The following is a 25,001-nucleotide window of genomic DNA, read 5'->3' as shown; positions in this document are numbered from 1 at the left end:
GCTCCTCCTTACTTATAGCTGCGTATCCACACGCAGCTGCTCCTTATGGGAACGGCCCCGCGGAACGAATTCCGCGGGGCCGCCCAGACGTTCGCCGAACGCCGTCTCAGCCGAAGTACTCGACGCCGGCTTCGAAGATCGGCTGGTAGGTGTTGCCCGGCACGTTGAGATACAGGCCGTTGCCGGAACGCTCCGAATGGCCCATCTTGCCGAAGACACGGCCGTCAGGGCTCGTGATGCCCTCCACGGCGAGCAACGAACCGTTCGGGTTGACCGACAGGTCCATGCTCGGCACGCCGTCCTCGTCCACGTACTGCGTGGCGATCTGGCCGTTCGTGGCGAGCTGCGCGAGCATATCGGGAGATGCGACGAAACGGCCTTCACCATGCGAGATCGCGACGGTGTGCACATCGCCGACCTCGGTCTTCGCAAGCCACGGAGAAAGGTTTGACGCGACGCGTGTGCGCACCAGACGGCTCTGGTGACGTCCGATCTCGTTGAACGTGAGCGTCGGGCACGCGTCGGTCATCGGCACGATGTCGCCGAAGGGCACGAGGCCGAGCTTGATGAGCGCCTGGAAGCCGTTGCAGATGCCGAGCATCAGGCCGTCGCGGTTCTTGAGCAGGTCGCGCACCGCCTCGGTGACGGCCGGCGCGCGGAAGAATGCCGTGATGAACTTCGCCGAACCGTCCGGTTCGTCGCCGCCCGAGAAACCACCGGGGATCATGACGATCTGGCTGCGGCCGATCTCGTCGACGAGCGCCTGAGCGGAGTCGGCGACGGCCTGCGGCGTGAGGTTGTTGACGATGAGCGTCGTCACCTCGGCGCCCGCGCGTTCGAACGCGGCCGCTGTGTCGTACTCGCAGTTGTTGCCGGGGAACACCGGGATGACGACGCGCGGCTTGGCGATCTTCGGTCCCGAATACTGCACGCGACGATCCGTCTCGAAGGAGATCGTCTCGACCTGCTCGCTCTCGGTGCCGGCCGGCGTGCGATACGGGAACACCGATTCGAGGCCGCGCTCCCACGTCTCCTGCAGCCGCGCCATCGGCAGATCCTCGTTAGCCGCATGGAAGACGTAGTCGTCAGTGGTCTCACCGATCAAGCCGATCTCGACGAGGTTCGAGGTCGCCGGAAGCTTCGCGTCATCGGTCAGTTCGACGATGAAGGAGCCGTATGCCGGCGCGAACAGGTCGTCGACGGTGATCGAGTCGTCGAGCCTGACGCCGATCCGATTGCCGAGTGTCATGCGGAACAGCGACTCCGCGGTACCGCCGTATCCCGGCGTGGCCACGGCGAGCGCGTCATGGAAGTCGACGAGCTCCTCGACGACGTGGAACGCCTCGAGCAGCGCGTCCTTGTCCGGCGTGAGGCCATCGGCGAGGTAGCGTGGCGCGATGCGCACGACGCGGTGCCCGGCCTGCTTGAACTCCGGGCTCGTTGCGCGGTTCATGTTGCCGACGGCGACGGCGAAGGAGATCAGCGTCGGCGGCACGTCGAGGTCCTCGAAGGATCCGGACATCGAATCCTTGCCGCCGATCGCGCCGACGCCGAGGTCGACCTGCGCCATCAGCGCGCCGAGCACGGCCGCGAGCGGCTTGCCCCAGCGTTCCGGTTCGTCGCGCAGCTTCTCGAAGTACTCCTGGAAGCTCAGATACGCCTTCTCATGCTCGAAGCCGGCGGCCACGAGCTTGGCGAGCGATTCGACGACGGACAGGTAGGCTCCGGTGAACTGGTTCTTCTCCATGATGTACGGGTTGAAGCCCCACGCCATCGCCGACGCAGTCGTCGTCTCCCCGAACACCGGGAGCTTGGCGACCATCGCCATCGGCGCGGTCAGCTGCGTGCGGCCGCCGAACGGCATCAGCACGGTGCCGGCGCCGATCGTCGAGTCGAAGCGCTCGGACAGGCCCTTGTTCGAGGCGACGTTGACGTCGGAGAGCATCGTGTCCATGCGTTCGGCGAGCGTGCCCTCGTTGAACGGCGTGACGTAGCCGTCCTGCATGGTCACATGCGCGTCCTGATGCTTGTCGGCGCCGTTCGACGCGAGGAACTCGCGCGACAGGTCGACGATCGCGTCGCCGTTCCAGCGCATGACCATGCGCGGCTCCTCGGTGACGGTCGCGATGACCGACGCCTCGAGGTTCTCCTCGGCGGCGTACCTGAGGAACTCGTCGACGTCCTCGGCGGCCACGTCGACGGCCATGCGCTCCTGCGATTCGGAGATCGCGAGCTCGGTGCCGTCGAGGCCCTCGTACTTCTTCGGCACCTGGTTGAGGTCGACGTCGAGGCCGTCGGCGATCTCGCCGACCGCGACCGAGACGCCGCCGGCGCCGAAGTCGTTGCAGCGCTTGATCAGGCGGCACGCGTCGCCGCGGCGGAACAGGCGCTGCAGCTTGCGCTCGACGGGCGCGTTGCCTTTCTGCACCTCGGCGCCGTCGAGTTCGAGCGATTCGACGTTGTGCGCCTTCGACGAGCCGGTCGCGCCGCCGATGCCATCACGTCCCGTGCGGCCGCCGAGCAGGATGATGCGGTCGCCGGGCGCCGGCGTCTCGCGGCGCACATGGTCGGCGGGCGTCGCCGCGACGACGGCGCCGACCTCCATGCGCTTGGCGACGTATCCCGGATGGTAGATCTCATCGACCTGGCCGGTCGCCAGACCGATCTGGTTGCCGTAGGAGGAGTAGCCGTGCGCGGCCGTCGTGACGAGCTTGCGCTGCGGCAGCTTGCCTTCGAGCGTCTCGTCGATAGGTGTGCGCGGATCGGCCGCGCCGGTCACACGCATCGCCTGATAGACGTAGGAGCGTCCCGACAGCGGGTCGCGGATGCAGCCGCCGATGCAGGTCGCCGCGCCGCCGAAGGGTTCGATCTCGGTCGGATGGTTGTGCGTCTCGTTCTTGAACAGGAACAGCCAGTCCTCGTCCTCGCCGTCGACGTCCACCTTCACCTTGACGGTGCACGCGTTGATCTCCTCGGATTCGTCGAGGTTCGTCAGGATGCCGTTCGCCTTGAGCCACTTCGCACCGAGCGTGCCCATGTCCATCAGCGTCACCGGACGGTCGCCGCGGCCGAGCTCCTCGCGCATCCTCAGGTAGCGTTCGAAGGCGCCCCGGACGGTCTCGTCGTCGATCGTCACATGGTCGAGCTGCGTGCCGAAGGTCGTGTGGCGGCAGTGATCGGACCAGTACGTGTCGATGACCTTGATCTCGGTGATCGTCGGGTCGCGTTCCTCGCCGACGAAGTAGTCGCGGCAGAACTGCAGGTCGGCGACGTCCATCGCGAGCCCGCGGTCGTCGATGAAGCGTTCGAGCTGCTCGTCGTCCATGTCGCGGAAACCGTCGATGACCTCGACCTTGCCGGGCGTCGGGATCTGCGTCGCGAGCGTGTCGCGCGTCGCGAGGCTCGCCTCGCGCGCTTCGACCGGGTTGATGACGTACTTCTTGATTGCGTCGATGTCCGGCGCGCTCAGGTTGCCCTTGAGCGCGTAGAGCGTGGCCGAGCGCACAGTCGGCCGTTCACCCTGGCTGATGAGCTGGATGCATTCGCTCGCCGAGTCGGCTCGCTGGTCGAACTGACCGGGCAGGAACTCGACGGCGAAGACGGCATCGTCACCGAAGTCGGGAAGGTCGAAGGACACCTCGTCGGACTGCGGCTCGCTGAAGACGGTCGGCACGACCTGTCCGAACAGCTCCTCGCCGATGCCTTCGACATCGTAGCGGTTGATCAGTCGGATCCGTTCGAGCGGCTTGATGCCCAGAATCGTCCTGAGTTCCTGGGTGAGCTGCTGGGCCTCGACGTCAAAGCCCGGCTTCTTTTCAACATATACGCGGAAAACCACGGTTCTTCCTTGCTCTCTTGACTCTGATGGTTGCAGGTGGAATGGGTAGGAATGCAATGAAATTGGGGGATGAAGGGCACGCGGCCACAGGCGGCGCGCCGCCGGGGACGGCAAAACGGCCCGCATCCGGTGGGTGCCGGATGCGGGCCGTCGGCGTCATTCGGCGCGTTCGATGCCTTCCTGCTCGGCGAGTGCCGTCAGGCGGTCGTAGATCTCCTCGTAGGCGGGGATGATGTTGCCCAGGTCTCGGCGGAACAGGTCCTTGTCGAGATGCTCGATCTGTCCCGAGCCGTCCTTCAGGTCCCACAGGCGGCACGTGTCCGGCGTGATCTCGTCGGCGAGCAGGATCGTGCCGTCGGAGGTCTTGCCTTCCTCGATCTTGAAATCGACGAGCTGCACGTCGATCTTCGAGAAGATGTCGAGCAGCGCGTCGTTGACGGCGCGCGCCTGCTTCGAGATCTCGGCGAGCTCCTCGTCGGAGGCCAGGCCGAGCGCGACGATGCCGTCGTCGTTGATGAAGGGGTCGCCGAGTTCGTCGGACTTGTAGCAGAACTCGAGGATCGGGCGCTCGAGCTTCGTGCCTTCCTCGACGCCGTAGCGCTTCGCGAAGGAACCGGCCGCCGTGTTGCGCATAATGATCTCAAGCGGATACATGTCCATCGAGCGCACGAGCTGCTCGGTGTCCGAGATGCGCTTGATGAAGTGGGAGTCCACGCCGCGCGCCTTGAGCAGGTCGAAGAGGACCGAGGTGATGCGGTTGTTGAGGCTGCCTTTGCCTTCAATCTGAGCCTTCTTCGCGCCGTTGCCGGCGGTCGCCTGGTTCATGTATTCGACCCACAGGACGTCCGGGTCGTCCGTTGCGTACAGTTTCTTGGCCTTGCCCTCGTAGAGCTTGTCCATCTTCTGCATGGTGTTGCTTCTGCCTTCCGTGGATAAGAGGAATGGAACGCTGTGAACTGACGCCCTCAGCCTAGCAAGCGGCGGCAACATGGGCGCGTCCCTTCTCACGTTTCAAACAACGTGCGGGGCGCGCCCGCGCGCGGCTCACACGATGCTGATCTGCAGCGCCTGCGCGGTCTCGACGGCGCGGATACGCGCCTCCTCGACGTCCTGTCCGAGCGCGAGCGCGACGCCCATGCGACGGTGACCGTCGACCTTCGGCTTGGCGAACACGCGCACGTCGACGCCCGGCTGCGCGAGCGCCTCGTCGAGGTCGTGGAATTCGGCCTCGCCGTGTCCCTCGACGACGATCGCATGGCTCGCGGCTGCCGTGTACTTCGGGATGTTGAGCGCGACGTGGCCTTCCTTGACCGGCACGCCGAGCATCGCGCGCGCATGCAGGTCGAATTCGCTCAGCCGCTGGCTGATCATCGTGACCATGCCGGTGTCGTGCGGCCGCGGCGAGACCTCGTTGAACAGGACGGTGCCGTCCTTGAGCACGAACAGTTCGACGCCGAAGACGCCCCACGCCGTGTCGGTGCCGGCGCGCGCGACGAGTCCCTCGACGACGGCGTGCGCGATGCGGCGCGCCTCCTCGAGCACGTCGGCGGCCACGTTCGCCGGCTGCCACGAGTCGCGGTAGTCGCCGTCCTGCTGCCGCTGTCCGATCGGCTCGCACACGACGACGCCCGAGATCGAGCTGACCGTGAGCATCGTCAGTTCGTAGTCGAGGTCGACGAGACGCTCGACGATGACGCGGGAGACGTCGCCTTCGTCGTGCGCGCGGCGTCCCTGCTGCGCCGCCGTCCACGCGTCGTCGACGCCGTCTGCGGCGCGCACGACCGACTGGCCGTGCCCGGAGGAGCTCATGACCGGCTTGACGACGCACGGATAGCCGATCGCGTCGGCCGCCTGCCTGAGTTCGTCGAGGGTGCCGGCGAAACGGAACGTCGTCGTCGGCAGTCCGAGTTCGCGCGCGGCGAGCGTGCGCAGCGCCTCGCGGTCCATGCACGTCGCCGCGATTCTGGCGCTCGGCACGATGCGCACGCCGTCGTGCTCTGCCGTTTCGAGCACCGACGTCGCGATCGCCTCGACCTCGGGGATGATGATGTCCGGATGCACGTCGGCGATGAGTGCGCGCAACGCATCGGCGTTCGCCATGTCGACGACGTGCGCCTCGTGCGCGACCTGCTGCGCCGGCGCGTCCGCATACGAATCGGCCGCGATGACGCGCACGCCGAGACGCGTCAGCGAGATCGCGACCTCCTTGCCGAGCTCGCCGGAGCCGAGCAGGAGCGCGCGGGTGGGATGTTTGCCGTTGGGGGTGCCGAGTGCACAATCGATTTTCGTCATGGCAACCATTGTGCCACCGGCAGTGCACGGCCGCGCCGTGGGCGCCGCGTGGGCACGAACCGCCGGTTCGGCGCCGCGGCCGCTAGACTGGACGACTATGTGCGCACAACAGAACACGGCATCCGCTGACGCGGAGCAGCAGCACGACGAACGGCCGCTCAAGGTCGCGCTCGTCGTCGACACGTCCGGCAACGGCGGCAACGGTACCTCCAATTCGGCGACCCAATGGGCGGCGGAGCTGCGGCGGCAGGGGCATGAGGTGCGCCTCGTCGGCATCGGCGCGCCCGAATACCCGGCGAGGGAGAACCGCATCCCGCTTGTCAGCTGGATCTCGGCGAAGCAGCAGATGCAGTTCGCGCAGCCGAGCCGTACGCTCTTCGACCGCGCCTTCGACGGCGTCGACGTCGTGCACATCTACGAGCCGTTCAAGTTCGGACGGCATGCGCTCGAGAACGCGCGCGAGCACGGGCTGCCGGTGACCGCCGGATTCCACGTGCAGCCGGAGAACGTCATGTATTCGGCGGGTCCGTTGCGCTACATCCCCGGCATGAACTCGTTCCTGTACTGGCTCTTCCACCATTGGCTCTACCGCAACGTCGACGCGATCCATGTGCCGACGAGGCTCGGCGCGCATCTGCTCGAGGAACACCATTACGGCGAGCCGATCTACGTCATCTCGAACGGCTACCAGCCGAGGTTCACTGCGAAGCAGCAGCGTCCAGGCGCCGAGCCCGCCGGCGTGCCGTTCCGCATCATCGCCTCGGGCAGGCTCGCCAATGAGAAGAACCATGTGGAGCTCATCGAGGCGATCTCGATGAGCGCGCACGCCGACGACATCCATCTGACGATCGCCGGAACCGGCCCGATCAGGCGCCGTGTCATGCGCAAGGCGCGCAAGCTGCTCAAACGCCCGGCGACGATCGGCTTCCACCGCAACGCCGACATGCCGGATCTGCTGCGCTCGTGCGACCTGCTGTGCCATCCGTCGATCGCCGATCTCGAATCGGTGAGCGTCATCGAAGGCATGGCGTGCGGCCTCGTGCCGGTCATCGCCGATTCGCCGCTGAGCGCGGCCGGGCAGTTCTCGCTGACGCCGGAGTCGTCGTATCCGGTCGGGCATCCCGAAGGGCTTGCCGACCGCATCGACTGGTGGATCGACCATCCGCGCGAACTCAACGAGTGGGGGCAGACCTACGCCGAACACACGAAGGAGACGTATTCGGTCGAACAGTCGGTGAAACGCTTCGTGCGGATGGAACGCGAGGTCATCGCCGCGCATCAGGCGGGCAAGCGCGCCGCCGGCAATTCGGACGGACGGTGACGTCGCGCGGGTAATGACGGTAATGACATTGTGCGCAGGACATCGCACAAGATGATAAGAACGGCTGCGGCCGCCGGCGTCACGGGACGTCGGCGGCCGCAGCCGTATTCGGAATCGATGCAGCGAGGGAATCGGTTCGCAAAAATCAATTCACGGAAACTCACAGGTAGGAGATCAGTTCGGCCGTCTGCTCGTCGGTCGTCGCCCAGCTCGTGCAGATGCGCAGCATGACGCGGTCGGTGCCGACGGCCTCCATGAAACCGAGCGTCACATGCTTGGCCAGTTCGGCAGCTTTCTTGTCGGAGACGGTGATGAAGATCTGGTTCGTCTGCGAGACGAAGGCCACGTCGTAGCCTTTGTCCGTCAGCGCCTGACGGATCTTGTCGGCCTCCTTGTTCGCATGTTCGGACAGCTTGAAGTACAGGTCGTCGGTGAACAGCGTGTCGAACTGCAGACCCAGCAGCCAACCCTTCGCGAGCAGTGCGCCGTGCTGCTTGACGAGCGTCGTGAAGTTCCTCGGCGTGTTGCCGCGCGTGAACACGACGGCCTCGCCGAACATCGCGCCGACCTTCGTGCCGCCGATCGTGAAGACGTCGGCGACGCGCGCGATGTCGTCGAGGTTCGCGTCGTTGCCGTCGCTCGTCAGCGCGTAGCCGAGGCGCGCGCCGTCGATGAACAGCGGCAGCTTGCGGTCGTGCGCGACCTGGGAGAGCGCCTCGAGCTCCTCGAGCGTGTAGACGGTGCCGTATTCGGTCGGCTGGGAGATGTAGACGGCGCCGGGGAAGACCATGTGCTCGTGGTTGGCGTCGGCATAGAAGCGCTCGCAGTAGTCGTCGAGCTGCGCCGCCGTGATCTTGCCGTCCTCGTTTGGCAGCGGGAGCACCTTGTGGCCGGTGGCCTCGATCGCGCCCGCCTCATGCGTGTTAATATGGCCGCTGTCCGCGCACACGACGCCCGCGTACTGCGGCGTGATCGCCGAGATGACCGTCTGATTCGTCTGCGTGCCGCCGACGAGGAACCACACCTGCGCCTCGGGGTCGTCGCACAGTTTGACGATCTTGTCCGCCGCGATCTTGCAATAGTCGTCGGTGCCGTAGCCGGGGTGCTGCTCGTGCTCGATCTGCTGCATGCGGGTCAGGATCTGCGGCGCGGCCGTCGAGGAATAATCGTTCTGGAAGGACAGCATGATGGGCTCCTTGGGTCTGGACGTGTTGGGTCGGGATATGCGTGGTCCGTATCGTAGGCAAGTCTAGTCGGTCGGCGGCTGCGTGCCGCGGATTGCGGTGACGGTGAACGGACGGCGGGGGACGCGCGGGGCGCGCGTGACGGATCGTTCGAGCGATTGCGCCAGTGAGAGCGCGGGCATGCGGGCGCTCAGATCCTCATGCCAGCGAGCGGAGACGGCGAGGAAGATCAGGTAGATGTACGGCATGCCGAGGTTCGTCTCCAACAGCGAATCGATGACGAGCGGCTTGAGCGACTGCAGCGGGCTCAGTCCGGCGCTGCGGATACCGCCGAGCAGCAGCGCGAGCTCCCACGCGAACTGGATGCCGATGCCGCACACGAGCAGCCACCGGATGTCGATGCGCAGCGCGGGACGCAGGGCGAAGCCCAGGTTGTGGACAATGACGGCCGCGTAGCCGACGAACAGGATGAGCGCCATCCAACCGTGGTAGGCGCCCGTCGTGCGCTGGATGACGATCGGGTGCGCGGCTTGGCCGGGCAGGAAACGCGACGTGAGCGTCTGCGCGATGAGCGGCGCGCAGAACCACCAGCCGAAGATCAGCGTCGACCATTCGATGAGACGGTCGTCGCGGCGCAGATATAGCCAGATCCAGGTGAAGTTCGTGAATCCGTAGCTCATCGACATCCACAGCAGCACCCAGAACAACGACGCGTTCGGCGAGATCGAACGCGTATGGAGGGCCAGATGGAAGATGCCGAAGTCGACGGCGAAGTAGAGGAGCCCGGCGGCGAGGCCGATGAGCACCGTCATGCGGCGACGGCGCCACAGCAGCAGTCCGGCGTACAGGACGAGGAACGCGATGTCGAGCCAGATGTAGCACGGGGCGAACTGGCGGCGCGCAATGAAATCGGCGGTGGTTGCGGCGGTTGTGGCGGTTGCCACGGATGTGGCGGCTGCGGGGAGGGCGAGGATCATCATGGTTCCAGCGTAGACGATGGCGGTGCGGGGGCTGGTATGGGAACGCTGGTATGGGAACGGAGGGAAGTCCGAACACAAAAAAAGGGGCGGCCCCCGGAGTGTCTAGGTAGCTTCGGGGGCCGCCTCGTCTGTTTTTTCTGTTTCCTCTGTACCTCATCCTCACTGTCGTCGGACGACCTGTGCGCCTTCCTGCGCTGTGTCGAATCCGCGGGGATGCGCGTCGCGTTCGCACCACCATGTGCCTGCGCTGTGCCTGTGTCTGCGCCTGCGCTGTGCGTCGGCTCCTCGTGGATGACTCCCGCTGGATCCTCCTGCGGAATCGGACCCTAGTGTTGTGGTGTACCTCTTCGGTGGGGTCAGCCTCTTTCGGGGTGCCAGCCGCTGCCAGCGGGTGGCGTGGCCGTGGGGCGGGTATCGCCTTCGATGCACGCCGTGCGGGTCGTCTCGATCAGGAGCGCCGTTCGATCTCAATCCATCATTCATGCGGCTCATGCGTCATTCATTCGCATCAGGAAACCATGCACCGTTGATCAAGGAAACCATCATGCTGGAAAGGAGTTGCAGCGCCACATGCGCTTCATGTTGTAGCCCTGTTGAATTATGTCTCCAGTCTACTCCCGATTGGTTCGCGACAGGCCGTGCACCGGATGCGACACGCCGTGGGAACGGGTCGGGGGCGGATGGTGTATAGTGTTCATCTGTTGCCCGGTTCTTCACGGAACCGTTGCGATGGTGGCTATAGCTCAGTTGGTAGAGCATCTGATTGTGGTTCAGAAGGTCGCGCGTTCGAGCCGCGTTAGCCACCCCACCTCAGACCCTCCCTCGCGGAGGGTCTTCGTGTTTCCGCGCCCGTTCTCGGCCGGCGCTTCCGCCCCGTTCCGTCGTCCGCGTCGACAATCCGTCCCGCGGAGGGATCGCAATGCGGGTCGGTTCGTCGACGTTGGCGACGGTTCGGCCTGCGGAAGGGTCTAGTTGCGAGTTGGTTCGTCGACTCCGGCGATGGGTCGCCCCGGAGCGGGTTGGTTTGTCGGTAGGGGCGAGGATTCTGCCCGCGGATGGGCCCGCTTGCGGGGTGGGTCGTCGACGGGGAAGATGGAACGGGACGCAGTGGGATACGACAAGGACGCGGCGGTGGAGAGCCAATTGTGAAGACACACCGAGGGAGCCTTCACAATTGATTGTTATCCGGGCTTCGTGGTATATTCATCGATTGTGTGTGCCAGCCGCGCACCTTATGTGACAGGAGCATGTGCTGGGATATCCCCGAGTTCGTTTGCATCATGCGCAGCAATGCGACCAGTGAGAGAACGAAGGGTCATCGGGCCGGTGAACAGTGGCTGTCTTTTCTTCGTTCAGTGCATCGGGGGAGAGTGAGGCTGCGATCAGTCGGCTTCACTAGGAAGAACAGAAACCACTGAATCGGAGAATTCAAGTTGCCTACTATTGAACAGCTTGTCCGTAAGGGACGTAAGGCAAAGCCGAAGAAGTCCAAGACGCTGGCGCTCAAGGGAAGCCCGCTGCGCCGCGGCGTGTGCACCCGTGTGTACACGACGACGCCGAAGAAGCCGAACTCGGCTCTGCGTAAGGTCGCTCGTGTGCGCCTGAGCTCGGGCGTCGAAGTCACCGCCTACATTCCGGGCGAGGGCCACAACCTGCAGGAGCACTCGATCGTGCTCGTGCGCGGCGGCCGTGTCAAGGATCTGCCGGGCGTGCGCTACCACATCGTGCGCGGCGCGCTCGATACGCAGGGTGTCAAGGATCGTAAGCAGGGCCGTTCCCTGTACGGAGCAAAGAAGGCGAAGTAAGAGATATGTCACGTAAAGGACCCGCCAAGAAACACCAGCTGCTGCCGGACCCGATCTACGGCTCGACCGTCGTGGCACAGCTCATCAACAAGATTCTGCTCGACGGCAAGAAGTCGATCGCCGAAGACATCGTCTACTCGGCGCTCGACATGGTCAAGGAGAAGACTGACCAGGAGCCGGTCGCGGTGCTCAAGCGCGCGCTGGACAACATCCGCCCGTCGCTCGAGGTCCGTTCCCGCCGCGTCGGCGGTGCGACCTATCAGGTCCCGGTTGAGGTCAAGCCGGCCCGCGCGAACACGCTGTCGCTGCGTTGGCTGACCGATTTCTCCCGCGCCCGTCGTGAGAAGACGATGGCTGAGCGTCTCGCCAACGAGATCCTCGACGCCTCCAACGGCCTCGGTGCTTCCGTGAAGCGTCGCGAGGACACGCACAAGATGGCGGAAGCCAACAAGGCCTTCGCTCATTACCGCTGGTAATTAGCCACAGAAACGAAGAGTTAAGGAACATTCATGGCACTGGACGTGCTTACCAACCTCAACCAGGTTCGTAACATCGGCATCATGGCGCACATCGATGCCGGTAAGACCACCACTACCGAGCGTATTCTGTACTACACCGGTAAGAACTACAAGATCGGCGAAACCCACGACGGCGCTTCGACGATGGACTTCATGGCCCAGGAGCAGGAGCGCGGCATCACCATCCAGTCCGCCGCGACGACCTGCTTCTGGAACCGTCAGACCCATGACACGGGCGACAAGTTCCAGATCAACATCATCGATACGCCGGGCCACGTCGACTTCACCGCCGAGGTGGAGCGTTCGCTGCGCGTCCTCGATGGCGCCGTCGCCGTCTTCGACGGCAAGGAAGGCGTCGAGCCGCAGTCCGAGACCGTGTGGCGTCAGGCCGACAAGTACGGCGTCCCGCGCATCTGCTTCATCAACAAGATGGACAAGCTCGGTGCCGACTTCTACTACTCGGTGGACACCATCAAGGAGAAGCTCGGCGCGACCCCGCTCGTCGTCCAGCTGCCGATCGGTGCCGAGAACGACTTCGTCGGCGTCGTCGATTTGATCCGCATGAAGGCCTACGTCTGGAACGACGTCAAGGACGACATGGGTGCGCACTACGACACCGTGGACATCCCGGACGATCTCAAGGAACGCGCCGAGCAGTACCGTGCCGAACTCCTCGACCAGGTCGCGGAGTCTGACGAGGAGCTCATCGAGAAGTACCTCGAGACCGGCGAACTGAGCGAAGAGGAGATCCGCAAGGGCATCCGCACGCTCACGATCTCGCGTCAGGCCTACCCGGTCCTGTGCGGTTCCGCGTTCAAGGACAAGGGTGTGCAGCCGATGCTGGACGCCGTCGTCGACTACCTGCCGAGCCCGGAGGACGTCCCGTCCATCGTCGGCTTCGACCCGTCTGACGAGTCCATCGAGATCGACCGCAAGCCGACGCTCGACGATCCGTTCTCGGCGCTCGTCTTCAAGATCTCGACCCACCCGTTCTACGGCAAGCTCGTCTTCGTGCGCGTCTACTCCGGCTCCGTCAAGCCGGGCGACAACGTGCTCGATTCGACGAAGGGCAAGAAGGAACGCGTCGGCAAGATCTTCCAGATGCACGCCGACAAGGAGAACCCGGTCGACGCGGCCGAGGCGGGCAACATCTACACCTTCGTCGGTCTGAAGAACGTCACGACCGGCGACACGCTGTGCGATGAGAAGCACCCGATCTCACTCGAGTCCATGACCTTCCCGGACCCGGTCATCGAGGTGGCCGTCGAGCCGAAGACGAAGGCCGACCAGGAGAAGATGAGCCTCGCCCTCGCGAAGCTCTCCGACGAGGATCCGACCTTCCAGGTCAAGACCGACGAAGAGTCCGGCCAGACCCTCATCTCCGGCATGGGCGAGCTCCAGCTCGACATCATCGTCGACCGTATGCGCCGCGAGTTCAAGGTCGAGTGCAACGTCGGCAAACCGCAGGTCGCCTACCGTGAGACGATCCGCAAGGCCGTCATCGGCCAGGAGTACACGCACAAGAAGCAGACCGGTGGTTCCGGCCAGTTCGCGAAGGTGCTCATGAACTTCGAGCCGCTCGACACCGAGAACGGCGAGGTCTACGAGTTCGCGAACGAGGTCACCGGCGGCCACATCACGAAGGAGTTCATCCCTTCGATCGATGCCGGCGTGCAGGAGGCCATGGAATCCGGCATCCTCGCGGGCTTCCCGGTCGTTGGCGTCAAGGCGACGATCGTCGACGGCCAGGTCCACGACGTCGATTCCTCGGAAATGGCGTTCAAGATCGCGGGCTCGATGTGCTTCAAGGAAGCCGCCCCGAAGGCCAAGCCGGTCATCCTCGAACCGATCATGGCCGTCGAGGTCCGTACCCCGGAGGAGTACATGGGCGACGTCATGGGCGACCTCAACTCCCGTCGTGGCGCCATCCAGTCGATGAACGATGCCACCGGCGTCAAGGTCATCGACGCGAAGGTCCCGCTGTCCGAGATGTTCGGCTACATCGGCGACCTGCGTTCCAAGACCCAGGGTCGTGCGATGTTCACGATGCAGATGGACTCCTACGCGGAGGTCCCGAAGGCCGTCGCGGACGAGATCATCAAGGCCCAGCGCGGCGAGTGACACGCGCTGCCATTTGGCTTGAACCTGTCTCCAGTCAGCGCTAATATTCTGTAGCGCTGACTGGGTTCGGGCTCTACAAGTGGCGACAACCCAGAAACCCAGTAAACTGTAGCAAGTGCCTTGAGCGATCAAGGCTTACTACGAGAACGTCCAGGAGGACAAACACATGGCAAAGGAAAAGTACGAGCGTACTAAGCCGCACGTTAACATCGGTACGATCGGCCACGTCGATCACGGCAAGACGACCCTCACCGCAGCGATCTCCAAGGTCCTGCACGATGAGTTCCCGGATCTGAACCCGGAGTACGACTTCAACCAGATCGACGCCGCTCCGGAAGAGCAGCAGCGTGGTATCACCATCAACATCGCCCACATCGAGTACCAGACTGAGAAGCGTCACTACGCTCACGTCGACTGCCCGGGCCACGCCGACTTCGTCAAGAACATGATCACCGGCGCCGCCCAGATGGATGGCGCGATCCTCGTTGTGGCCGCCACCGACGGCCCGATGGCCCAGACCCGCGAGCACGTCCTGCTCGCCCGTCAGGTTGGCGTCCCGAAGATCCTCGTCGCGCTGAACAAGTGCGATATGGTCGATGACGAAGAGCTCATTGAGCTCGTCGAGGAAGAGGTCCGTGACCTCCTCGACGAGAACGGCTTCGATCGCGACTGCCCGGTCGTCCACACCTCCGCTTACGGCGCGCTGCACGACGATGCTCCGGATCACGAGAAGTGGGTCGAGACCGTCAAGGAACTGATGAACGACGTCGACGACTACATCCCGACGCCGGTCCATGACCTCGACAAGCCGTTCCTGATGCCGATCGAGGACGTCTTCACGATCTCCGGTCGTGGCACCGTCGTCACCGGTCGTGTCGAGCGTGGCCGCCTGCCGATCAACACCAACGTCGAGATCGTCGGCATCCGCCCGACCCAGACCACCACCGTCACCTCCATCGAGACCTTCCACAAGCAGATGGACGAGTGCGAGGCTGGCGACAACACCGGTCTGCTGCTGCGCGGCATCAACCGTACCGACGTCGAGCGTGGCCAGGTTGTGGCCGCCCCGGGTTCGGTCACCCCGCACACCAAGTTCGAAGGCGAAGTCTACGTCCTCACCAAGGATGAGGGCGGCCGCCACTCGCCGTTCTTCTCGAACTACCGTCCGCAGTTCTACTTCCGCACGACGGACGTCACCGGCGTCATCACGCTGCCGGAAGGCGTCGAGATGGTTCAGCCTGGCGATCACGCGACCTTCACGGTTGAGCTGATCCAGCCGATCGCGATGGAAGAGGGCCTCACCTTCGCAGTGCGCGAAGGCGGCCACACCGTCGGCTCGGGCCGTGTCACCAAGATCCTCGGCTGATTTTGTTTCAGCGGATCTGACGCGGTAGTACGCGACTGAGGAAGCCCCCACCCCAACCGGTGGGGGCTTCCTTGTATCTGCGGCGTGTTGGGGGTCCAATGTGAGGATTTGGTGGAAGTTGATGATTGCTCAATCACCGACTGATATTGTGGGGGCCGCTGATGGAAGTCGGTGATTAAGGTCAACCATGTACTGCTGTTTCTGGGGTGGTCCGCGGCAGTCGGCGGTTGCGGTCAATCGCAGACTGCCGTTGTGAAGGTTGTGGGTGGAAGTTTGTGGTTGACATCAATCACGTACTGCCATCTGGGCGGCACACAGCCGCCGTATACCAGAACAGCCGCCCGGGTGGGCGGCTGCGGGGGAGAAGTGGCGGTTGCGGATCAGTCGACTTGGGTCGCGGAGGCGCGCGCCACAGCGGGCGCGTCGGCGTTGGTCGGCAGCACACGGTCGAGGCCGACCATCAGATAGCCGAAGGTAATGAACGCGACGAGCAGGACGCCGATCCAGCGCAGGACGCCGCCGACGCCGAGCTGTGCAGCATCGAGGAAGAAATAGGGGTAGAGCAGCGGCGTGCTGGGATCGAAATGGCACAGCCATGCGCGGATGTAGACGAAGCCGACGTAGCACAGCGGGAAGATCGTCGCAGCGAAGGGATAGGTCCAGCGGACGCGGCGATGTTCGTAGCACAGCAGCCAGTCGAAGGTGAACAGCAGCGGCAGCGCGACGTGGAAGAGCAGGCTAGTCACCTGGAAGTTCTGCGCGGGGTCGCGGTCGGGCTGCCCGGCGAGCAGCAGATTGAAGACGAAGAACGTGAGCAGGATCGCGATGACGCTGACGAACTTGAGCTGCGGGGCGAAGGTGACCGGGCCGTCGTCGCGGCGGTGCGCCGTCTGAACGAGTTCGCACAGCACGACGGCGATGCACAGGTAGTTCGACAGGTTCGTGAAGTAGACGAAGAAGTCGGCGTCGAACTCGGCGTCGTACAGCCCGAGGCTGCCGAGGACGCCGACGGCGCCGAGCGCGACGTAGAAAGTCTGGAGGATGAGCTGCGCGGTTCTGCTGCGAATCATGGATGCTGCACTTTCGATGGCGGACATGGACATGCGCGCGCCCGAAGGCGCGGCGAACGTGCCCAGTCTACGGACGCGCGGCATGTGCGCGCGTTGTGCGAATCGCGGGGAGAGGCGCGGCGATTTTTGTGCGTAGTCACAAAAGCTGGACAGTTGCAAAAACGGGCAGCCACAAGAAACGGCCGCCTGCGCGGCCAAGTGGACGCGCAGGCGGCCGTCATGTGCAGCGGCGGACGGATCGGTGAAACGTGATCAGTGGAACGTGACCGTGTGCAGGCCTTCCTTGTGCAGATCGACGACCTTGAGCGATTCGACGTTGCCGTTCTCGTCGAGGGAGACGACGACCGGATTCATCGCCTTGATCGCTGCATCGGAGAACTCGGTATGGCCGGACGGCGACGACTTGAGCAGGATCATCGGCAGGTCGTTGCGCAGCGTGTCCTCGGCGTCCGAGCGCGCGTCGTTGATCAGGAGCACCTGACCGTTCTCCTGACCGGCGAAGTCCATCAGCAGACGGACGATGTCGCCGCGACGCATGTTCGGCACGGCGACGGCCGTGTCGTCATGCTCGCGGATCTCGCGGTGGATCGTGTCGACGCCCTTGAACTCGACGTCGATGACGTTTGCGGACGGCGGCACCGTCGGCAGGACGTGCTTCTCGTCGATGATGGCGAGCTTGCGCATATCGGCGACGGCGTCGACGAGGGATTGGAACGTCGTCACCTTGTCGGCGAGCGGCGCGGCGCCGACGATGATGACGGAGCGGCCGTCGAGCAGCGCGTCGTTGACGAGTGGATCGATCATGGATGCCTCCTTGACGTAGGTACTGACGTAGGTACTGCACACAGGTATAGCGCGTTTCGCCGGCGGCGGCCGCCCGTTGCGGTCGACGGCGTAACCGTGGGCGGCCAGCCATGCGTCCGCTACACGGGCTCCGCAGGACGCTTACGTGGTCCCTGTATGGAGGTGCTGGCATAATATGCAAGGCTCTTTGTATAGCTGTACGACACGTCGAATGAATAGGTGAGTAATTTGGCACAGACTACCAACGACATCAAGAACGGATCCATCCTCAACCTGGACGGCCAGCTGTGGCAGGTCATCAAGTTCCAGCACGTCAAGCCGGGCAAGGGCCCCGCCTTCGTGCGCACGACGATCAAGAACGTCCTGTCGGGCAAGATCGTCGACAAGACCTTCAACGCGGGTATGAAGATGGAGTTCGAGACCGTCGACAACCGCACGCTGCAGTACTCCTACGACGACGGCGACAACTTCGTCTTCATGGATATGACCACTTACGACCAGGTCATGATTCCGAAGACGCTCGTCGGCGACAAGGCGAAGTACCTGCTCGAAGGCACCGACTGCATCGTCTCCTTCCATGACGGCCAGCCGCTGTCCGTCGAACTGCCGGCGTCCGTCGTCCTGACCGTCACACACACCGAGCCGGGCCTGCAGGGCAACCGTTCGAACGCCGGCACGAAGCCGGCGACCGTCGAGACCGGCGCCGAGATCCAGGTGCCGCTGTTCATCGGCGAAGGCGAGAAGGTCAAGGTCAGCACCGAGGACGGCTCCTACCTGGGCCGCGAGAACTGATCAGGCACAACCAGTAAGGACCATCAGCTCCATGGCACGTTCCACCGCTCGCAAGAGGGCTCTGAACACGTTGTATGAAGCGGACGAGAAGGGACAGGACATCCTGTCCCTTCTTGATGAGCGCATCGCCGAACCGGGCGCGCAGACACCGCTTCCCGACTACGCCGTCGAAATCGTGCGCGGCGTGGCCGACCATCGGCGTGACATCGACCGTATGCTCAACGACCATTCCACCAGCTGGAAGGTGCGCCGCATGCACGTCATCGACCGTAATATCCTTCGTATTGCGACCTGGGAGATCGTCTACAACGACGAGGTTCCCGACAAAGTGGCCATCGACGAAGCGATCAACCTCGCCAAGACCTTGTGCGACGACGATGCGCCGTCCTTCATCCACGGCCTGCTCAGCGCGATAAGCGCCGCCGAGCATCCCGACGGCAAGGATGGGCGATCCGACCAGGCCGAATAAGCCGACGCGTTTGGCCGGGTCGCGAGTCTCAACCGGCCGCTATCCATCGTTTTTTCGACAACCTTTGATGAATGGGGGTTTGGGTGAACCAGATCGACTCGGCATCCGCTTTCACCGCCGACGACGCCGTCCTCGTGCTCGAGGACGGTCAGGTCTACGTGGGCGAACCTTACGGCGCGCGCGGCGAGACGCGCGGGGAGATCGTCTTCTCCACCGCGATGACCGGCTATCAGGAGACGCTCACCGATCCAAGCTACGACCGTCAGATCGTCGTGCAGACGTTCCCGCACATCGGAGACACCGGCGTCAACGACGAGGATCCGGAATCCTCGCGCATCTGGGTCGCCGGCTACGTCGTGCGCGACCCTAGCCCGACGGTGAGCAACTGGCGCGCCGACGGCACGCTCGACAATGCGCTCGTCGCCGACGGCATCGTCGGCATCAGCCATATCGACACGCGCAGGCTCGTGCGCCATCTGCGCGATGCGGGCGTCATGCGCGCCGGCATCTTCTCCGGCGACGCGCTCGTCGACGCCGATGGCGAGCCGCGCACGATCGAATCACTGCTCGCCGACGTGCGTGCCACGCCCCAGATGAAGGGCATGAGCCTGTACGACGAGGTGAGCACCGATGAAGCCTACGTCATCGAACCGACCGGCGAATTCGAGGGACGCGAACCCGTCGCGACCGTCGCCGCGATCGATCTGGGCATCAAGGCGATGACGCCGCACCGCATGGCCGAACGTGGCTGCCGCGTGCACGTGCTGCCGTCGACGACGACCTTCGAGCAGATCGAGGCGCTCAACCCCGACGGCGTCTTCTTCTCCAACGGACCGGGCGATCCGGAGCAGGCCGATCAGATGGTCGCGCTGCTGCGCCGCGTGCTTGACGCCGGATACCCGTTCTTCGGCATCTGCTTCGGCAACCAGCTGCTCGGCCGCGCGCTCGGCTTCGGCACCTACAAGCTCAAGTTCGGCCACCGCGGTGTCAACCAGCCGGTCAAGGACGTCACGACCGGCAAGGTCGAGGTGACCGCGCACAACCACGGCTTCGCCGTCGACGCCCCGATCGGTCAAACCGTCGACGCTCCGTTCGACGACGGCCGCTACGGCAAGGTCTTCGTCAGCCACGTCGACCTCAACGATGACGTCGTCGAGGGCCTGCAGTGCGTCGACATCCCCGCCTTCTCCGTCCAGTACCATCCCGAGGCCGCAGCCGGTCCGCACGACGCCGCCTATCTGTTCGACCGTTTCGTCGCGATGATGAACGACGCCAACGCCAAGAATGCCAAGGAGGAATCCACGAATGCCCAAGCGTAACGACATCAAGTCGGTGATGGTCATCGGCTCCGGCCCGATCGTCATCGGTCAGGCCGCCGAGTTCGACTATTCGGGAACCCAGGCCTGCCGCGTCCTGCGTGAGGAAGGCATCCGCGTCATCCTCGTTAACTCCAACCCGGCCACGATCATGACCGACCCGGAGATGGCCGACGCCACCTACATCGAACCGATCGCCACGCCGATCCTCGAACGCATCATCGCCAAGGAACGCCCCGACGCGCTGTTGCCGACGCTCGGCGGCCAGACCGCGCTCAACGCGGCCGTCGCCCTCGGCGAGGCCGGCGTGCTCAAAAAGTACAACGTCGAGCTCATCGGCGCCTCGCTTGAGGCGATCGACCGCGGCGAGGACCGCGAATCGTTCAAGCAGGTCGTCGAGGAGGCCGGCGCGGAATCGGCACGCTCCGACATCGCGCACACACTCGAGGAAGTGGACGCGATCGCCGAACGCTTCGGCTTCCCGCTCGTCGTGCGCCCGTCGTTCACGATGGGCGGCCTCGGCTCGGGCATCGCGCACGACACCGAGGAGCTGCACCGCATCGCCGGTGCCGGCATCCACTATTCGCCGACCGACGAGGTGCTCATCGAAGAGGGCATCGAAGGCTGGAAGGAATACGAGCTCGAGCTCATGCGCGACCGCAACGACAACGTCGTGGTCGTCTGCCCGATCGAGAACGTCGACCCGGTCGGCGTGCACACCGGCGACTCGATCACCGTCGCCCCGGTGTTCACACTCACCGACCGCGAATACCAGAAGCTGCGCGACATCGGCATCGCGATCATCCGCGGCGTCGGCGTCGACACCGGCGGCTGCAACATCCAGTTCGCGATCCACCCCGAGACCGGCCGCATCATCGTCATCGAGATGAACCCGCGCGTCTCGCGCTCGTCGGCGCTCGCGTCGAAGGCCACCGGCTTCCCGATCGCGAAGATCGCGACGAAGCTCGCCCTCGGCTACACGCTCGACGAAATCCAGAACGACATCACGAAGTCGACGCCGGCGAGCTTCGAGCCGACGATCGACTACGTCGTCACGAAGGTGCCGCGCTTCGCGTTCGAGAAGTTCCCGGGCGCCGACCCGACGCTGACGACGTCGATGAAGTCGGTCGGCGAGGCGATGGCGCTCGCCGGCAACTTCGAGGAGTCGCTCGGCAAGGCGATGCGTTCGATCGACAAGCGCGATATGGGCTTCAATTGGGATGGCGAGAAGCCAAGCAAGGACGAGGTCGACGAGCTGCTCGAGGCGATGAAGACGCCGACTGAGCACCGCTACCTGCAGCTCATGCGCGCGATCTGGGGCGACGCCACCGAGGAGCAGATCTTCGAGGCCACGAAGATCGACCCGTGGTTCATCCGCCAGTTCACCCGCATCAACGACATGGCGATGCAGGTGCGCGACGCCGAGACGCTCTCGCCGCGCCTGCTCAAGAAGGCGAAGCTCGCAGGCCTGTCCGACCTGCAGATCGCGCATCTGCGCGGCTTGGGCGACGCCGGCGAGAACACGATCCGCGAACTGCGCTGGAACTACGGGCTGCACCCGGTCTACAAGACCGTCGACACCTGCGCCGCCGAGTTCGACGCGGCCACGCCGTACTACTACTCGTGCTACGCCGACGAGACCGAGCTGCGCAAGCGCGACCGCGAAGCCGTCATCATCCTCGGATCCGGCCCCAACCGCATCGGCCAGGGCATCGAGTTCGACTACACCTGCGTGCACGCGGTGCAGGAGCTCGGCAAGGACTATGACACGATCATGGTCAACTGCAACCCGGAGACCGTCTCGACCGACTACGACATGTCCGACCGTCTCTACTTCGAGCCGCTGACCTTCGAGGACGTCCTCGAGATCTACGAGGCCGAGAAGAAGATGGGGCCGATCAAGGGCGTCATCGTGCAGCTCGGCGGCCAGACGCCGCTCTCGCTCGCCGCGCGCCTCAAGGCGGCGGGCGTGCCGATCCTCGGCACGACCCCCGAATCGATCGATCTGGCCGAGAACCGCGAGCTCTTCGGCGAGGTGCTGCGTGCCGAGAAGCTCAACGCGCCGCGCTTCGGCACCGCGCTCAGCCTCGACGAGGCCCTCGAGGCCGCGCACTCGATCGGCTACCCGGTGCTTGTGCGCCCGAGCTACGTGCTCGGCGGACGCGGCATGGAGATCGTCTACGACGACGCGCAGCTCGAGAAGTACGTCAACCGCGCGCTCGACCAGGCGAAGGCCGACACTGTCGTCTCCGGTCGTCTGCCCTCGCCGCTGCTCATCGACAAGTTCCTGCAGGACGCGATCGAAATCGACGTCGACGCGCTCTTCGACGGCCATGAGCTGTACATCGGCGGGATCATGGAACACATCGAGGAAGCCGGCGTCCACTCCGGCGACGCGGCGTGCACACTGCCGCCGAGCACGCTGAGCGACGACCAGATCCGCCGTCTGCGCGAGGCGACGCTCGCGATCGCCAAGGGCTGCGGTGTGCAGGGCCTGATCAACGTGCAGTACGCGTTCATGGCGAACACGCTCTACGTCATCGAAGCGAACCCGCGTGCATCGCGCACCGTGCCCTTCGCGTCGAAGGCGACCGGCGTCGCGCTCGCGAAGGCCGCGGCGCGCATCATGGTCGGCGAGACGATCCAGCAGCAGCGCGACAACGGCCTGCTGCTGCCGCACGGCGACGGCGGCGATGTGCGCATCGGCCAGCAGGTGGCCGTCAAGGAGTCGGTGCTGCCGTTCAAGCGCTTCCGCACGCCGGTCGGCAAGACCGTCGACATCCTGCTCGGACCCGAGATGCGTTCGACCGGCGAGGTCATGGGCTTCGACCGCGACTTCCCGCACGCCTTCGCCAAGAGCCAGCTTTCGGCGTACGAAGGCGGCCTGCCCACTTCCGGCACCGTCTTCATCTCGGTCAACGACACCGACAAGCGTCAGCTGCCGCTGTTCGCCGTGCGTCTCGCCGAGCTCGGCTTCACGATCTGCGCGACCGAAGGCACCGCCTCGGTGCTGCGTCGCTACGGCATCGACTCGAAGATCGTCGACAAGATCACGGCGCGCGTCGACACCGACCCGAACGCTCCGGTCGAGGTGACGAAGGCGCCCGGCAGCATCGGCAAGAACGTCGTCGAGCTCATCGAGGAAGGCAAGATCGACCTCATCCTCAACACGCCGAACTCGCGTGGTTCGCGTTCGGACGGGTATTCGATCCGCGCCGCGGCGATCGCCGCCGATGTGCCGCAGTTCACAACGATGACCGAGTTCTCTGCGGTACTATTGGCGATAGAGGCGGTCAAGGCGAACGATTACCAGGTCATGAGCATTCAGGAGCATGCCCGTGAGCTATTCGCCCTTGAGCGCCGTGCGAAAGACAACGGATAACCGACCTTCACACCAAGGGGAGGAGCAGCATCATGACCGACCCCAGCACGCAGGAGCAGCTTGTTTTGCGATCCGATTTCGGATTGCGGCTGAGCAATTCGATGAAACAGTACGGCCCACTGTGCGTGGGCATCGACCCGCATCGCAAGCTGCTCGCTGACTGGGGCTACGACATCGACGCGCAAGGCGCCGAACTCTACGCGATGCGCATGCTGCAGGCGGCCAACGGACGCGCGGCCGCCGTCAAATTCCAGACCTCGATGTTCGAGCGCTACGGCTCACGCGGCTACGCGGCGCTCGAACGCGTCCTCTTCGCCGCGCGGCAGATGGACATCATCACGATCGTCGACTGCCTGCACGGCGGCCTGTCGACGACGATCTCGGCGATCGCCGACGCCTACTTCAAGCCGAATGCGCCGATGCTCGCCGACGCGATCACGTTGCTGCCGTACTATGGCGCGCGTTCGCTCGGCGGAGTCATCGAGGACGCGCTCAACAACGGACGCGGCGTGTTCATCGCGTCGCTTACGTCCAATCCGGAAGGCGCGAGCCTGCAGACGGCGATCCGCCAGACCGGTGAGTACAAAGGCCAGACGGTCGCCTACGGCATCGCCAACACCGCGCAGAAATACAACATGGACACGCCGGGCCTCGGCTCAGTCGGCCTGATCATCGGCGCGACGATCGGCCAGTGGCTGCAGGAAAGCGGCGTGGCGCCGTCGAGCTTCACCGGGCCGATCCTCTCACCGGGCTACGGCTGGCAGGGTGCCGAGGCGCGCGATCTGAAGACCGTGTTCCGCGGCACCCACGGCAACGTCCTCGTCACCGTCTCGCGCGCGATCGCCGAACACGGTCCGAACATCCAGTCGCTCATCCAGGCCACCGAAAGCATCGCGCTCGACGTGCGTCTCGCGCTGATGGAGGAGACGCTCGACTGATCGACGCCGCACAGTTGGCAGAGCGCACAGTCGGCAGAACGATTCAATCAATCATCAGTTCAATCACCAGACCAACCCATGCGGCGGCGTCGTCGCATGACAACGAGATACGGGAAGCGCAACGTGGGACATTCGCAACAGCAGCAGGCACAGGTCATCGTCGACGAGGCGAACGACGCCGGCAAGGGCGGCAGGCTCGTCGTGCTCACCGGGCCGACGGCGGTCGGCAAGGGTACCGTCGAGGCGGCGATGCTCGCCAAGCATCCTGAGGTGTGGGTGTCGGTCTCGGCGACGACGCGCGACCCGCGCCCCGGCGAACGCGACGGCGTCGACTACTGGTTCATGGACGAAGGCGAATTCGCTGCCAAGGAAGCCGCCGGCGAGTTCCTCGAAACGGCCGTCGTGCATGGCATGGCGCACTACGGCACGCCGCTGGCGCCGGTGCGCGAGCATCTGGACGCGAACACGCCGACGCTGCTCGAGATCGATCTGCAGGGCGCGCGCCGCGTCAAGGAACGGGCGAAGGAGCTCGGACTCGAGATCGTCACCGTGTTCATCGCGCCGCCGAGCTTCGAGGAGCTCAAGCGGCGCCTCGCCGGACGCGGCACCGAGACGCCCGAGCAGCAGGCGCGGCGCCTCGAGACGGCGAAGGTCGAGCTGGCGGCCGAATCCGAATTCGATATGACGATCGTCAACCGCGACGTCGAACGCACCGCCGACGAATTGTGGAGAATCATCGCCGACGAATACGGCATCGCCGAATAGAGTCCAGTAGCGATACCGATACAGCAACACAGACGTAGAT

Annotated in this window: 19 protein-coding genes and 1 tRNA gene; 12 read left to right on the top strand and 8 right to left on the bottom strand. The window is 64.5% G+C overall.

Annotated features, from left to right (window positions below; genetic code table 11):
* Nucleotides 1-106: 106 nt before the first annotated feature.
* The 3 genes from CGZ88_RS03485 to purT form a co-directional block, all read right to left on the bottom strand.
* Nucleotides 107-3,838 (bottom strand): phosphoribosylformylglycinamidine synthase, encoded by a 3,732-nt coding sequence (locus tag CGZ88_RS03485; RefSeq protein WP_026644465.1) that lies wholly within the window; start codon nt 3,836-3,838, stop codon nt 107-109.
* Nucleotides 3,839-3,994: 156 nt separating this feature from the next.
* Nucleotides 3,995-4,747 (bottom strand): phosphoribosylaminoimidazolesuccinocarboxamide synthase, encoded by a 753-nt coding sequence (gene purC / locus CGZ88_RS03480; protein ID WP_026644464.1) that lies wholly within the window; start codon nt 4,745-4,747, stop codon nt 3,995-3,997.
* A gap of 135 nt (nt 4,748-4,882) precedes the next feature.
* Nucleotides 4,883-6,139 (bottom strand): formate-dependent phosphoribosylglycinamide formyltransferase, encoded by a 1,257-nt coding sequence (purT, locus tag CGZ88_RS03475; RefSeq protein ID WP_423734399.1) that lies wholly within the window; start codon nt 6,137-6,139, stop codon nt 4,883-4,885.
* Between the two features lie 88 nt (nt 6,140-6,227).
* On the opposite strand from purT, the gene CGZ88_RS03470 reads away from it, so the two are divergent.
* On the top strand, nt 6,228-7,451 hold the full coding sequence (locus tag CGZ88_RS03470; RefSeq protein WP_026644462.1) for a glycosyltransferase: 1,224 nt from the start codon (nt 6,228-6,230) through the stop codon (nt 7,449-7,451).
* Nucleotides 7,452-7,611: 160 nt separating this feature from the next.
* Here the strand turns inward: CGZ88_RS03470 and CGZ88_RS03465 are convergent, their stop codons facing one another.
* From CGZ88_RS03465 to CGZ88_RS09025, 3 genes are all read right to left on the bottom strand, one after another.
* Nucleotides 7,612-8,637 carry a threonine aldolase family protein gene (locus CGZ88_RS03465; protein ID WP_026644461.1) on the bottom strand — a complete coding sequence of 342 codons (1,026 nt, stop codon included), beginning with the start codon at nt 8,635-8,637 and terminating at the stop codon, nt 7,612-7,614.
* Between the two features lie 63 nt (nt 8,638-8,700).
* Nucleotides 8,701-9,615, bottom strand: coding sequence for a hypothetical protein (locus tag CGZ88_RS03460; protein WP_133120885.1), 915 nt, complete (start codon nt 9,613-9,615; stop codon nt 8,701-8,703).
* Nucleotides 9,616-10,110: 495 nt separating this feature from the next.
* Entirely contained in the window at nt 10,111-10,374 is a 264-nt protein-coding gene (locus CGZ88_RS09025) for a hypothetical protein (protein WP_133120884.1), read from the bottom strand.
* Between CGZ88_RS09025 and CGZ88_RS03455 the strand changes: the two genes are divergently transcribed.
* The 5 genes from CGZ88_RS03455 (at nt 10,348) to tuf (ending at nt 15,425) form a co-directional block, all read left to right on the top strand.
* Nucleotides 10,348-10,423 (top strand) — tRNA-His (locus tag CGZ88_RS03455). The genes CGZ88_RS09025 and CGZ88_RS03455 overlap by 27 nt on opposite strands.
* A gap of 625 nt (nt 10,424-11,048) precedes the next feature.
* Entirely contained in the window at nt 11,049-11,420 is a 372-nt protein-coding gene (rpsL, locus tag CGZ88_RS03450; RefSeq protein ID WP_006294990.1) for a 30S ribosomal protein S12, read from the top strand.
* A 5-nt stretch (nt 11,421-11,425) separates the two neighbouring features.
* Nucleotides 11,426-11,896 carry a 30S ribosomal protein S7 gene (gene rpsG, locus CGZ88_RS03445; RefSeq protein ID WP_003813834.1) on the top strand — a complete coding sequence of 157 codons (471 nt, stop codon included), beginning with the start codon at nt 11,426-11,428 and terminating at the stop codon, nt 11,894-11,896.
* A 33-nt stretch (nt 11,897-11,929) separates the two neighbouring features.
* Nucleotides 11,930-14,059: an elongation factor G gene (gene fusA, locus CGZ88_RS03440; protein WP_026644460.1), complete on the top strand. Its 2,130-nt coding sequence runs from the start codon at nt 11,930-11,932 to the stop codon at nt 14,057-14,059.
* Nucleotides 14,060-14,225: 166 nt separating this feature from the next.
* Nucleotides 14,226-15,425 (top strand): elongation factor Tu, encoded by a 1,200-nt coding sequence (gene tuf, locus CGZ88_RS03435; protein ID WP_026644459.1) that lies wholly within the window; start codon nt 14,226-14,228, stop codon nt 15,423-15,425.
* A gap of 380 nt (nt 15,426-15,805) precedes the next feature.
* Here tuf and CGZ88_RS03430 read toward each other — a convergent pair whose 3' ends face one another.
* On the bottom strand, nt 15,806-16,495 hold the full coding sequence (locus tag CGZ88_RS03430; RefSeq protein ID WP_051198399.1) for a Pr6Pr family membrane protein: 690 nt from the start codon (nt 16,493-16,495) through the stop codon (nt 15,806-15,808).
* A 252-nt stretch (nt 16,496-16,747) separates the two neighbouring features.
* Complete coding sequence (locus CGZ88_RS03425; RefSeq protein WP_101671053.1) at nt 16,748-17,299, bottom strand: hypothetical protein; 552 nt, start codon at nt 17,297-17,299, stop codon at nt 16,748-16,750.
* A gap of 228 nt (nt 17,300-17,527) precedes the next feature.
* On the opposite strand from CGZ88_RS03425, the gene efp reads away from it, so the two are divergent.
* From efp to gmk, 6 genes are all read left to right on the top strand, one after another.
* Complete coding sequence (gene efp, locus CGZ88_RS03420; protein WP_024540768.1) at nt 17,528-18,091, top strand: elongation factor P; 564 nt, start codon at nt 17,528-17,530, stop codon at nt 18,089-18,091.
* 31 nt (nt 18,092-18,122) lie between these two features.
* Nucleotides 18,123-18,560 (top strand): transcription antitermination factor NusB, encoded by a 438-nt coding sequence (gene nusB, locus CGZ88_RS03415; protein ID WP_026644457.1) that lies wholly within the window; start codon nt 18,123-18,125, stop codon nt 18,558-18,560.
* Between the two features lie 71 nt (nt 18,561-18,631).
* Complete coding sequence (carA, locus tag CGZ88_RS03410; RefSeq protein ID WP_051198297.1) at nt 18,632-19,879, top strand: glutamine-hydrolyzing carbamoyl-phosphate synthase small subunit; 1,248 nt, start codon at nt 18,632-18,634, stop codon at nt 19,877-19,879.
* Nucleotides 19,866-23,258, top strand: a complete 3,393-nt coding sequence (carB, locus tag CGZ88_RS03405) for a carbamoyl-phosphate synthase large subunit (RefSeq protein WP_026644455.1) — start codon at nt 19,866-19,868, stop codon at nt 23,256-23,258. Before carA ends, carB begins: the two co-directional genes overlap by 14 nt.
* A gap of 32 nt (nt 23,259-23,290) precedes the next feature.
* A complete protein-coding gene (gene pyrF, locus CGZ88_RS09100; protein WP_026644454.1) occupies nt 23,291-24,196 on the top strand; it encodes an orotidine-5'-phosphate decarboxylase in 906 nt (301 codons plus the stop codon).
* 156 nt (nt 24,197-24,352) lie between these two features.
* Nucleotides 24,353-24,961: a guanylate kinase gene (gmk, locus tag CGZ88_RS09095; protein WP_026644453.1), complete on the top strand. Its 609-nt coding sequence runs from the start codon at nt 24,353-24,355 to the stop codon at nt 24,959-24,961.
* The last annotated feature ends 40 nt before the right edge of the window (nt 24,962-25,001 follow it).

This window comes from Bifidobacterium anseris, assembly GCF_002860345.1.
Taxonomy (GTDB): domain Bacteria; phylum Actinomycetota; class Actinomycetes; order Actinomycetales; family Bifidobacteriaceae; genus Bifidobacterium; species Bifidobacterium anseris.
Note: the sequence above shows the minus strand (reverse complement) of the source record. Positions and strands in the feature narration are given on the sequence as shown.

What these genes read in the sequence shown, in the direction of transcription:
- purC (WP_026644464.1), bottom strand. Translation starts at nt 4,747, where the DNA reads ATGCAGAAGATGGACAAGCTCTACGAGGGCAAGGCCAAGAAACTGTAC.
- purT (WP_423734399.1), bottom strand. Translation starts at nt 6,139, where the DNA reads ATGGTTGCCATGACGAAAATCGATTGTGCACTCGGCACCCCCAACGGC.
- CGZ88_RS03470 (WP_026644462.1), top strand. Translation starts at nt 6,228, where the DNA reads ATGTGCGCACAACAGAACACGGCATCCGCTGACGCGGAGCAGCAGCAC.
- CGZ88_RS03465 (WP_026644461.1), bottom strand. Translation starts at nt 8,637, where the DNA reads ATGCTGTCCTTCCAGAACGATTATTCCTCGACGGCCGCGCCGCAGATC.
- CGZ88_RS03460 (WP_133120885.1), bottom strand. Translation starts at nt 9,615, where the DNA reads ATGATGATCCTCGCCCTCCCCGCAGCCGCCACATCCGTGGCAACCGCC.
- CGZ88_RS09025 (WP_133120884.1), bottom strand. Translation starts at nt 10,374, where the DNA reads ATGCTCTACCAACTGAGCTATAGCCACCATCGCAACGGTTCCGTGAAG.
- rpsG (WP_003813834.1), top strand. Translation starts at nt 11,426, where the DNA reads ATGTCACGTAAAGGACCCGCCAAGAAACACCAGCTGCTGCCGGACCCG.
- fusA (WP_026644460.1), top strand. Translation starts at nt 11,930, where the DNA reads ATGGCACTGGACGTGCTTACCAACCTCAACCAGGTTCGTAACATCGGC.
- tuf (WP_026644459.1), top strand. Translation starts at nt 14,226, where the DNA reads ATGGCAAAGGAAAAGTACGAGCGTACTAAGCCGCACGTTAACATCGGT.
- CGZ88_RS03430 (WP_051198399.1), bottom strand. Translation starts at nt 16,495, where the DNA reads ATGATTCGCAGCAGAACCGCGCAGCTCATCCTCCAGACTTTCTACGTC.
- CGZ88_RS03425 (WP_101671053.1), bottom strand. Translation starts at nt 17,299, where the DNA reads ATGATCGATCCACTCGTCAACGACGCGCTGCTCGACGGCCGCTCCGTC.
- nusB (WP_026644457.1), top strand. Translation starts at nt 18,123, where the DNA reads ATGGCACGTTCCACCGCTCGCAAGAGGGCTCTGAACACGTTGTATGAA.
- carA (WP_051198297.1), top strand. Translation starts at nt 18,632, where the DNA reads ATGGGGGTTTGGGTGAACCAGATCGACTCGGCATCCGCTTTCACCGCC.
- carB (WP_026644455.1), top strand. Translation starts at nt 19,866, where the DNA reads ATGCCCAAGCGTAACGACATCAAGTCGGTGATGGTCATCGGCTCCGGC.
- pyrF (WP_026644454.1), top strand. Translation starts at nt 23,291, where the DNA reads ATGACCGACCCCAGCACGCAGGAGCAGCTTGTTTTGCGATCCGATTTC.